Origin of the sequence: Janthinobacterium glycogeni, from assembly GCF_051380725.1 — a bacterium.
Taxonomy (GTDB): Bacteria; Pseudomonadota; Gammaproteobacteria; order Burkholderiales; family Burkholderiaceae_D; genus Janthinobacterium.
On record NZ_JBNYXP010000025.1, the window covers coordinates 1 to 10,146 of the forward strand.

The 10,146-nt window shown below is 52.3% G+C and carries 9 protein-coding genes and 2 pseudogenes; 2 read left to right on the forward strand and 9 right to left on the reverse strand.

Going from position 1 to position 10,146, the window contains the following annotated elements; translation table 11 throughout:
* Window positions 1-122: 122 nt before the first annotated feature.
* On the reverse strand, window positions 123-908 hold the full coding sequence (locus tag ACQ4W4_RS27390; RefSeq protein ID WP_436544644.1) for a hypothetical protein: 786 nt from the start codon (window positions 906-908) through the stop codon (window positions 123-125).
* Between the two features lie 586 nt (window positions 909-1,494).
* On the opposite strand from ACQ4W4_RS27390, the gene ACQ4W4_RS27395 reads away from it, so the two are divergent.
* Both ACQ4W4_RS27395 and ACQ4W4_RS27400 read left to right on the forward strand, forming a co-directional pair.
* Window positions 1,495-2,115: a hypothetical protein gene (locus ACQ4W4_RS27395; RefSeq protein ID WP_436544645.1), complete on the forward strand. Its 621-nt coding sequence runs from the start codon at window positions 1,495-1,497 to the stop codon at window positions 2,113-2,115.
* A complete protein-coding gene (locus tag ACQ4W4_RS27400) occupies window positions 2,108-2,410 on the forward strand; it encodes a hypothetical protein (protein ID WP_436544646.1) in 303 nt (100 codons plus the stop codon). Before ACQ4W4_RS27395 ends, ACQ4W4_RS27400 begins: the two co-directional genes overlap by 8 nt.
* A gap of 193 nt (window positions 2,411-2,603) precedes the next feature.
* On the opposite strand, the gene ACQ4W4_RS27405 is transcribed toward ACQ4W4_RS27400, so the two are convergent.
* The 8 genes and pseudogenes from ACQ4W4_RS27405 to ACQ4W4_RS27440 all read right to left on the reverse strand — a co-directional run.
* Window positions 2,604-3,059, reverse strand: a complete 456-nt coding sequence (locus ACQ4W4_RS27405) for an integrase core domain-containing protein (RefSeq protein WP_436544652.1) — start codon at window positions 3,057-3,059, stop codon at window positions 2,604-2,606.
* Window positions 3,039-3,346: pseudogene (locus ACQ4W4_RS27410) on the reverse strand (transposase); the annotation flags it as partial. The gene ACQ4W4_RS27405 and the pseudogene ACQ4W4_RS27410, both read right to left, overlap by 21 nt.
* Window positions 3,347-3,544: 198 nt before the next feature.
* Complete coding sequence (locus ACQ4W4_RS27415; RefSeq protein WP_436544647.1) at window positions 3,545-4,690, reverse strand: JmjC domain-containing protein; 1,146 nt, start codon at window positions 4,688-4,690, stop codon at window positions 3,545-3,547.
* Window positions 4,691-4,768: 78 nt separating this feature from the next.
* The gene (locus ACQ4W4_RS27420) at window positions 4,769-5,332 is read right to left on the reverse strand and encodes a hypothetical protein (protein WP_436544648.1); all 564 of its coding nucleotides are present in this window, start codon (window positions 5,330-5,332) and stop codon (window positions 4,769-4,771) included.
* A 44-nt stretch (window positions 5,333-5,376) separates the two neighbouring features.
* Window positions 5,377-6,186, reverse strand: coding sequence for a hypothetical protein (locus ACQ4W4_RS27425; RefSeq protein ID WP_436544649.1), 810 nt, complete (start codon window positions 6,184-6,186; stop codon window positions 5,377-5,379).
* Window positions 6,187-6,241: 55 nt separating this feature from the next.
* Window positions 6,242-7,585: an HlyD family type I secretion periplasmic adaptor subunit gene (locus ACQ4W4_RS27430; RefSeq protein WP_436544650.1), complete on the reverse strand. Its 1,344-nt coding sequence runs from the start codon at window positions 7,583-7,585 to the stop codon at window positions 6,242-6,244.
* Window positions 7,578-9,938 carry a peptidase domain-containing ABC transporter gene (locus tag ACQ4W4_RS27435; RefSeq protein WP_436544651.1) on the reverse strand — a complete coding sequence of 787 codons (2,361 nt, stop codon included), beginning with the start codon at window positions 9,936-9,938 and terminating at the stop codon, window positions 7,578-7,580. Before ACQ4W4_RS27435 ends, ACQ4W4_RS27430 begins: the two co-directional genes overlap by 8 nt.
* Before the next feature lie 101 nt (window positions 9,939-10,039).
* Window positions 10,040-10,146: pseudogene (locus ACQ4W4_RS27440) on the reverse strand (IS5/IS1182 family transposase); the annotation flags it as partial.

Genomic DNA, 10,146 nt, shown 5'->3' on the forward strand with positions numbered 1-10,146 from the left:
AGGTCGTCAGGAAGAAGGGCGTTGGCCATGGCGCGCCTCCCGAAAACAATGTCAGGTGGGTTTGACCAACTTCGGGGCCGTTTGTTTCTCTGGACGACGTTTTGTTAGGCGCTCTAAGCCTGTCAGGGGCTCGCGGACGCCTCTTCGCCCATCTCCGTAGCAGGATCGCTCAAAACGCTCTCAGGGGCCGCATTGGGCTCTGGGGCGCCTGATTGTTGAGGTTCGCCGTTGAACGCTGTGTGCATGCCGGATCCCTCGCCAGGTGATGCCTGGCTGTTCGTTGTGGTGGCTTTGCGTTCGGATACGGGCAGGGCATTGATCCGTTTGAGCAGGCCCAGGGACAGCGCGCGCGTGGTGGCGGTCACTGCACGTACGGTTTTCTTGATCTGCGATTTTTCGGCGATGAGCTGGCTTGTCGAGAGCGCCTCGTCAATGCACAGGGTTTCGAGCATGGGCATGAGCTGGTCGACTTTGCTGATCAATTCCAGTAATCGCCGGCCGAACATGGAAAAGACTTTGGCCTCAACGGCGAGAGGTTCGATGTCATAGCTGGCCAGTTCGGTGATGCCATGGTGATGGCACAGTTTCTCGAAAGCGACGATACGCTGGTTGGCCAAGGCAATGCGCGCGTCGAGCATGGTGCGCAATTCCTGTTCCACTTTATCGACATCCTCGGCTGGTAGTTTCATCCTGCCAAAGACGGAAATAAAATGGAAATTCGCTTGTGAGACGTAGAAGCATCGCAAGTACAAACGCTTGCCCTCCGGGCTGGCGAGCGTGATATTGACCTTGCGGCTCGCAGATTCGACACGCGTCAGATCGGCGGGGCCCTCCTTGGCCAGCAACTTCCTGTTGGTTTCGCCGTGATCACGCGTGACGATCAAATGGGTGCGAGCTGGGTGGTTCATGATGATGTCCTCGAAAATGCCCATGGGGCTACATGACATGGTGTACTCGCCATCATGCTGATTCAAGAGGAATGCACGGAGCTTTGGAAGCGTATTTGCGGCTACTGCGCTCGCGCGTGTGGGCGGCTGATAACCGCATTGATTCGCACACAACCGCGGTTCCCACCGCAGGTCAATTTGCTGATGGCATTTTTCGTCGAACCTGTGTTGACAGGCAGGTGAGGGCGGCCTAAAGTCAGTACATCATCGCAGTAGCTAGCCCTGCATCGTCCGGCAAGCCTTTCAATTGCGCCCAGCGCGCCGCAGCACCGATTGGACAGTCTCCTGTTTCCAGGCCCGACGTCCGTGTTTCTGAGTAACGAGAGTGTTTTGACGCGCCATGCGTGCCGCGCAGTCACGTCAAAACATTTTGCATACGTTTTCAGGACGGTAGCTGGCATCCCGCCGGAACGGCATCAGCCGACAGTATCAAGCCAGTCAATTGAAGTTCCGGTGCGTCGTAGCAACCGGATGATCTATTTCCCCCTTCGGGACGATGCGGCCCGAGAGGGAGTTGCCTCGTCCCATTTTCTTGTGCGAGGCAATCATGAGCAGATATCAGTTCAACTATTGTCGCGTCCCCCAGGATAGGGACACTTCTTTCCATCCTGGCGTGCCGCGCGAACCCGTAAAAAGGGTATCCGCGCGCGCGACGAATGATGACGCGATTGAATTTTCAGAAGAGGAGTTGGTGGCATTGCACTGGTGGCTGTTACGCAAGGTGAGTTTGCTCAGCGACCCGCGCACGCCATTGGAGGAGAAGTTTGAACTGGTTCGTTGGGTGTTCACGGATCCGGTTCGGGATACGCAGCCGTTTTCCTTCGTCAATTGCATGAAGGTGGTCAGTGGCAGTCCGTTGTCGCATCTACCGTTCATCGGTGCCGTTGATGCGCAGGAAGTGCGCGATTGGATTGGTTCCCAGTTGTGCCGCTGGTTTCTGGGTTCGCTGCAGGACTACCCAGCGTGGGTCCGGCAGGCGGTACTGGCAAAGCCAGACTGGATTTCCGACAACCTATTCAAAAATCCACAATGGCTGAATGAGCAGATCAAGCTCCATCAATCCGATCTTTTTGCATCGCGGGGTGCAGAGGAGGATGGAGATTGCTTGAGTGGCCATAGCAGCAGGCATGGACGCCAGGCCCGTAGAAAGGGAGGGCGCCATGCGTGACTTCTATATTGCCGCTGCATTTCCGTTCGCTCGCTTCTGCCAGGTGCTGGATAGCGACGAGTTGATTTTCAGAATCAAGGAACACGAGATCGTTGTGGGGCAGCAGGGTCGTGTTTTTTATCTCGGGCAAGAAATGCGGTCAATTCGCTTGTCCTTAGTATCGGGTGGTTTTCAGGTCGATCCACCGCGCGGCCGTCCGGAGAGAAGAGCGACATTCCTCACATTGAAAGAATTGCTGTCGGGGCGAGTCGGCTTTGCCATGGATCAGGGGTGGCAAGCTTCTGTTTTTGCGTGATACCGTCAAGTGTTATGTCGCGTCAGCCGTGATGACCAGTCCACCGCCATCGCGCAAAGCCTTCTATCTGGCCGAGCGCACGAAGCAGAAGACGGGCTAGTTTATCGTAGCCAACTGTGCCGCTATCGCGCGCAAAAGCAGGAGCTCTGCTGCTGCCTCGGCCAGCTATGCCATCCTTCGCCGACAGTTATGGCTAGGTGTCCAGTCCCGTTTGATCATAAATGCGCTTTACGAATAGCTCCGGCTTCTTTTGCTGCCATTCTTTGAGCGCTTGGATGGGTGTTTTGGCACCGATAGCTCGTCGTGGAATGTGGTGGTTGTAAAGCTTTAAATAGTTGAGCAAGGTAGTCTCCAGATCAGCCCGACTGTCGAATCTGGTCTGCTGCAATAGCTCGCTGATACGGCCGTTGAATCGTTCGACCATGCCATTCGTTTGCGGATGCCGGGGCGGTGCCAGGCGGTGTTCGATGCCCATGGCGGTGCAGACTTTATCGAAGGCGTGCTGGCCACTGGGCTTCCTGTTTTTTGTTGTGCAGCGGTCGGTGAATTGCGAACCGTTATCGGTCAGCAGGTTGATGATCCTGATCGTCGAGGCCAGCTTGAGCCGGCGCAGAGGTCGACAATGCTGGGCCACGGCCCATTGCGCCATCTCCCGCCGCTGAGATGGCGTTACCACTTTTTTGTCAGGGCTTCCGCGACGATCTCGGCTTTCAAGCGCTCTTCGGCATACATCTTCTTCAGGCGCCGGTTTTCGTCCTCCAGTTCCTTTATGCGGGCCATCAGCGAGGCGTCCATGCGGCCGAACTTGGAGCGCCATTTGTAGAACGTGTCGTTGCTGACGCCATGCTCGCGGCACAGCTCAGGGACTGGTAAGCCGCCCTCGGCTTGCTTGAGGATGGCGATGATGCGGCTATCGATAAAACGGGACTTCTTCATGCAGAACTTTCAAAAAATCTGAGTTTGGAAAATTCTACTTTTGACCGCGATCATTTGCTGGGGGAATTGCCAACCCAAGCGATAGACCGGCATTAGGTAATTGTTGACCCGTCGTGCGGCGCGACAATGTTCCAGCATTCCCCACAGCACCGTGCATTACGGTGTTGTTTCAGCGATATGGTGTGGCTGTGCGTGGCATTACTGAAGCGATACGATGTTTTTGCTCAGGAGGCTGGCAATGGTTGTATCGATTGCCTGCGATGTATGCCCCGTCAGTTCATCGCGCAGACCAGCGATTGACAGCTGCTGGTGTTCCGCCAGCAACTGGATGGTGTCGAGCTCACACTGGCTGCGCATGCTCAACGATCCATTGAGACGCATATATCGCCGATCCAGATTACTGCGCAGATTGCTGTACAGGCGGACTTCTCTCCCATCACCCAACGGCACGCTGCTCTCTGTGGTAAAGCGCTCCAAGCTGTAAGGCGTAACCACGCGCTCCGCCATGAGACGTTCTCGACGGAATTCTTCATAATGGAGAGGACTGATTATGGCTTGCCGCATCATCTCGGCTAGCTCTGGCAGGTCATCCTCATTTCCTCCGGCCAAATGTGCTGATTTGCGTGCTACCAAGACCTCTGCCAGATATTTGCTGGCACACCATGAGGCGTACTCCAACATGTTCGGATAATACATGCCGACTGTTACATGGAGCGAAGCGTTGTCTATCGGCGTAGCCACATGCCACCAGCCTCGCGGCAAATACATTACATCTCCTGCCTCCAGTACACCTTCAAAAGCCGGATTGTCAGGGCAAGTGCGTTTAATGTTCTGGCTTTTCTGGTTAGGTAATGGCAGGGGCATGGTAGGTTCGAATACCTGCCAGTGCTTGCTTCCGAACAGTTGTATTACGAAGACGTCATGCGTATCCCAGTGCTTACCGAACGTACCATTGCCGGTATAAGAAAGGTAGGCGTTCGCAGCGGCATTTCCCCCCGCGTAATCTGCAACCTGCATGCACAACCGTTTGATGAATGGAGAGTGTATTTCAATGCGATTGAAAATGGCAGTGGCGCCCGTGCTCATTAGTTTATAGAAGGTGTCTTTCTTCAGACGCTTGCGATTCACGCCAAACTCATCGCATTCCTCGGCATAGTCGCTTTCGTCCAGCGTCCCTTCATGCAAAAGCTTAAATTGTGGAGATGTCGGCTCTACGACATACAGCAGATCGTTGATGAAGCTCCAGGAAATGTCGCGCGTGTTGGCAGCCCCTCGCAGCAGGAAAAATTGTTTTTCGAAGTAGGTAGATAAAAACTCGTCCCGGTCAACGGTGAAATCGATCATGTAAGACTATCATTAATAGGTAAAAGAGTGCGGCCGGCATCGGCCGCGGCATCATTATTCAGCTTTGATGGTATTCAATCAGGCAGTTTCATCGCCGTCTTCGGTAGCCGGGGGCGGGAGCGGGATGATATCGCCGACGGTAACCTTGCCTTCTCGTTCGCTGGGTTGCCACCATGCCAGATAGTCGAACATGTGGTCGCCGCCGGGTGGCGGTGGCGAATCGGCATGCTCCGCTCGCGTTTCTACATGAGGTTCGAAACAATTTTCATTGAAAATCTTCACGCCAGGCGACCCTGCCCAGTTCGTATAGTTATTACCGTCGTGATGCTTGAGATACATATACTGTTCAAGACCCAAATTGCCCCGTTCGGCTGGCGCCAGCCCGTTGTATCTTGCCGTGTACTTACTCATGTCATCATAAAACGCACTGATCTGAGCATCGACGCTGTTGATGTTGCCGGTGTGTTTCAAACCACTCCAGGTAGTCTGGTCATATTGAAATATTCCTACATGACCAGTGCCGGCGCGTGCTCCCATGTTGTCGCCGAGAGAAGATTCGATAAAAGCGCTCTTGAGCGCATAGTCGATCATACGGCCATCGAAACCGCGCATCGCGCCAGCCTGGATGATGCGATTCAACATGTCTTTCTGACTGGTTCTAAGGTTAGATGCGTTGGGGCAAGCCATTACTGCGTTCCTTTACAAGTTACATTATTGAAAACCGGATATCCTATCGCCGGTAGTTTCTGCGCCCATTCCATGAGGAACGTGCGGGCAGCCTTGTGCTGCTGGAATTTTCCGCCCTTGACGAGCCGCTTTTCCAGATAAGCCAATTCTTTGCATGTCAGTGCGCTGTCCTGCATTGCCAGTAGCATTGCCAACATTTCCTCGGCCCCATGAGATGCTTCGCTTTCCTGTTTGAGGGACTGGTAGTAGCGCAGGTACAGGGGAGCAGCTGCTGCGCTGAAAACCGGACGGAAACCAAAGGTAATGGCATCGTCATGCAAGCCATACACCAGTGGGAAATAGCGCGGTCCGGTGAGTTGAGGAAAAAGATCACGACGCATGACCAATCCAAGCAATTGGCCATCGTTGCCCGTTTCCAGTGCGCTATTGCCGTCTCCAATATCAAGCGTCGTCACATCGAGCGCCGCTCCGGAATGACGAAAGACCTTGTAGGTGTTGTGCCGACCACCGAGGTTTCCGCACAGGACAGCGAGGTGCTCGGAGATCACAGTGACGGCTGGTATGCTGCCGCAACCGGGCTGCAAAGGGGTGTCTTCGGTGTATACCGCGCGACGATCTCCCTCGCGCATGACGGTAATACGGCCGACGGTACTGCCGTGCAAATCGCCGGGCCCATCTTCAATGCGTGATTCGAACTGATACTGGCGCGCTGTGCTGCTGCCTTGAGTGATGGAAGCACCTGCGCCGGTCAGCCATCCGGCACCGAGCCAGATAGCCAGGATTGCTACGGGAGTACGTAAGGGTTGCATGAAGTTGCCTTTCAAAACTACTGTGGAAATGCGAATAATTTGCAGAGATCGTTACTCAACGTTGCTGTACGGCGTCTTTCCAGTAGCGCAGCAGAGGTTGCATGAATAAACGAATGAAAGTGCGGCGATCGGTCTTGATGTCGACGTGTACTGACATGCCAGGCTTGAGCACGTATTCGGCTTGGGTCTTCAGTCTTTGTCCATTGGTACTTGCTCTGATGCGGTACATGGCACCGGGCTGTTGTGTCGCAGGTCGTTCGCCCACCGCAGCTGACTGACTATCCGCGTCTGGACTAATCCAGTTCAACACACCGGAAATTTCGCCATACTGCATATAGGGGTAGGCATCTACCTTGATGGCGACCTGTTGGCCGATTTTGGCGAATCCGATATCGGCGTTAGCCAGAAAAGCCTCCACTACCAGCGGCGCATTAGCCGGAACTACCGATACCAGATTTTGTGCCGGGGTAACTACCCCACCGATGGTTGTCACAGACAGGCTTTGCACAAAGCCATCGATTGGCGCACGTAATTCCTTGATGCGCAAACTGCGGCTACTTTTTTCCAGCTCGGCGTTCAATGTACCTTGCTCACGCCGCTTGTCGTATAGCTCTGCAGCGAGTTGGCTACGCTGCTCACCTAGCAGTTGGCGGCGTTTTTGAGCCAGCGCTTTCAGGTCAGTCACCGTGGAGCGCAGTTTCGATTGCTGGGTCAGTAATTCACGCTCCTTGGTTAACAGTGCATCCTTGGCCGACATGTAAGTGACCATTGGTATCGCTTGTCCAACGTAGGGGCGAAAGCGCTCTTCTTGCTTGCGAGCATCAGCGAGGGATTCCTCGAGTTTGACGATCAACTCCCGCACCATCCTGTCAGTATTTCGGGCATTCTCTTCCTCCGCATCAATCTGGTCGATACGCGCGGAGTGGCTTGCTTGCCTTGCGAGCCGCAATTGCTCTTGCAATACCACCAGTGCAGCGTTGTCATTGCTCACGGGATAATTTGGTTCTCGGTTATTGATTTCCGCTGTAATACGAGCGATTTCCAAACCGATCAAACCGGTGCGTGCAGTTAATGACTGTACGTCAGCCGAACTAGTGGTTGGATCCAGCTCAATCAGTACATCGCCTTGCTTGACTAGGGCACCGTCCTGCACATGAATCGCCTTTACAATGGCGTTTTCTGGCGATTGCAGTATCTTTACATGGCCTTCAGGGATAATCTTGCCTTGTGCCGTGGAAACTACATCAGTTTCTCCCAGGCAGCACCATGCCACCGTCGCCACAGTGAGACCAAGAACTGCACCTTGCAGCCAGTTGTGCGAACGCGGTAACTTTGCGTCAGTTAAATCAATCACCTCCACCCTACGCTGCACGGAACGGTGTTTTTCATGGTCATGCATACTGCACCTGTGTCGTTATCTCCGGTTCAGCAGGCATTGCGCCATGCTCAGTCATTGCGCGATAAGTCGGGCAAGTTGCCATGAGCATTTCATGGCTGCCGCTGGCGAGCAACTCTCCTTCGGCGAGCACGTGTATTTGATCACAATGTTCGATGGACTGAATTCTGTGCGTGATAATAATAATTTTTCTACTTTCGAAAAGTTGGAACAAATTGCGATAGATTAATTTTTCGCTTTGAAAATCCAGTGCACTGGTCGCCTCGTCCAGTATCAAGACATCAGGTTCATCGAGAATCGCTCGTGCGATAGCGATGCGTTGACGTTGTCCCCCTGACAGGGCAATACCGTTCTCCCCCAGTACCGTGTGATAGCCATGTTTAAGGCTGTCAATGAATGCGTCGGCACCGACGCATTGCGCTGCCGCCACGACCTGTTCTATGCTCGCCCACGGAGCGCGAATGGCAATATTGTCTGCGATCGTCATAGCAAATAATTGCGTATCTTGTGCCACCATGCTGACCCGTTTACGAAGGAAGGCAGGATCGATACTTCGCAGATCCGTGGTGCCGTACTTGATGACGCCTATGCTTTGGTGTTGGAGCTTAAGCAGCAGTTTGAGCAGTGTGCTTTTGCCCGATCCACTATTGCCGATCAAGGCAGTGGACTTGCCGTCCCCAAATGTCAGGTTGAGGTTGCGCAATGCCTGTGTAGCTTGGTCTCCGTAACGGAAGGACACATTATGCAAAACGATATCGCCTTTTGGCAGTACGCTCCCAATGGTGGTCGATCCTTCCGATTCGGTCGCCGAGTTCATGATTTCTCCCAGGCGTTCGAGAGAGAATTCGACCTTTTTAAGCTCATGCCATAGATGTGTAATACGTTGCATTGGATGCAGCACGCGCATGGACAGCATCTGAAATGCAATCAATTGTCCTGCGCTCAATTGACCTTGGATAACTAACTCGGCCCCAGCCCATAAGACTAGTAGTGTCGACAAGCGCTGTATCGACGCGTTTACCGCTTGTACGGTACCTTGCATGCCCGACGTTTCTTTGGTTGCCAGTACCAGTCGCGCAAAGGCAGATTCCCATCGTCCACGAATAATATTTTCCGCGCCAAGCACTTTTACTGTTTCTATTTGAGAAACACTTTCAATCAGGCGCGTTTGTGCTTCGGTCGTGGCAAACGATTGCTCTTTTGTATTGCGTAATTCCAGCGGCTTGGTCAATACGGCCACTGTGGCCATAACGAGACCTGTAGTAATGGTAATTAGTGTCAGTCTTCCACTATAGTTATACATCAGCGGTAAAAAAACAAAAATAAAGGAGATGTCGACGATGCTGGTAGCGGACGGCCCAGTAAGAAAAACCCGAAGCGTGTCAAGTTCTCTGAAAATTCCAATAACTTGCCCACTGGAACGATGGTGAAAATAGCCCAGTGGCAAACGCATCATATGCCGCTTAATATACGTGCCAAGTTCTATATCGATTTTGCTGGCGATGTGTGATTGTTGCCGCGAACGAAGAATTGTTAATATCAGTTCAAAAGAAATGACAATCAGCATACCTAACCCGAGCACATACAGCATAGATGGATTATTACGCACCAAGACTTTATCAATAATGACTTGGCTGAACAGCGGCGTGGCGGTGGCAAATAGTTGCAGCATCAACGACGCCACGGCTATTTTAACCAGCAGACCTTTGAATTTGAGCAGGCGCCGTCCAAACCAGTCTGCACCGAAACGGCGGTTTTCTTCCTGTGTTCCACTTGTTTCGGTAATCTCGAATACTCGTCCACCACTTGCCTCATGCACCTCCTGCAAACTTGAGGTGCTACGGTCAGTCGGGAAGAGTGGATTGACAATGGTATATCCAGCGTCATTGCGCTCCATTACCAGCATGAAAACGCCATCCTGATCCTGATATGCAAATGGAAAAGAGAAAGTCAATCTACTTTTCCCGCTGAACTTGCGGATGTTGGCCTTTAACCGAAATTTTTCTGCAAGACTTTTGAAAATGTCGACCGGTACCTTTTTCTCGTCTATCAGGCCCGAAGCGAGCAATTTATGGCTGTTTATATCTATCTTATGCTTGTTGGCAAAAATACAAAAACACAATACTGCACTTAACTGACGAGATGTAATTGCCACTGCTGACGATTCCCAAGGCGAAGCACTACAAAATAAATTATGTAAATAATTCTCATTCCACTTGAATGGGATGGAATAATAGCATGCAATTTTGGTTACAAAAAAATATTTTATTAATAACCACTCTCTTATAGTGGTTATTAATTGCGACTGTTCAGCTGCATTTTTTTGTCTAGCTACGAAAACTTTGCTCACTTTCACGAAAGCAAATCAACATCACGGCTCAGTAAATTTACCGTTGTGCAACTGCTGCGTATTTAGGACTACTCTGAAAAATGTGATTCTTCAGCAGCTAAGAACGCCTAACAAAACCGCTGAATGTATCTCCAGCAGATGAGTATGCAGGCAAGCGAGAGGAATGCCTGATGGATATCGGCACGGCGCTCGTAGCGGATGCGTAATCGGCGGA

Excerpts from the sequence above, each read along its gene's own strand:
- ACQ4W4_RS27390 (WP_436544644.1), bottom strand. The coding sequence starts at position 908 with ATGAACCACCCAGCTCGCACCCATTTGATCGTCACGCGTGATCACGGC.
- ACQ4W4_RS27395 (WP_436544645.1), top strand. The coding sequence starts at position 1,495 with ATGAGCAGATATCAGTTCAACTATTGTCGCGTCCCCCAGGATAGGGAC.
- ACQ4W4_RS27400 (WP_436544646.1), top strand. The coding sequence starts at position 2,108 with ATGCGTGACTTCTATATTGCCGCTGCATTTCCGTTCGCTCGCTTCTGC.
- ACQ4W4_RS27405 (WP_436544652.1), bottom strand. The coding sequence starts at position 3,059 with ATGGCGCAATGGGCCGTGGCCCAGCATTGTCGACCTCTGCGCCGGCTC.
- ACQ4W4_RS27415 (WP_436544647.1), bottom strand. The coding sequence starts at position 4,690 with ATGATCGATTTCACCGTTGACCGGGACGAGTTTTTATCTACCTACTTC.
- ACQ4W4_RS27420 (WP_436544648.1), bottom strand. The coding sequence starts at position 5,332 with ATGTTGAATCGCATCATCCAGGCTGGCGCGATGCGCGGTTTCGATGGC.
- ACQ4W4_RS27425 (WP_436544649.1), bottom strand. The coding sequence starts at position 6,186 with ATGCAACCCTTACGTACTCCCGTAGCAATCCTGGCTATCTGGCTCGGT.
- ACQ4W4_RS27430 (WP_436544650.1), bottom strand. The coding sequence starts at position 7,585 with ATGCATGACCATGAAAAACACCGTTCCGTGCAGCGTAGGGTGGAGGTG.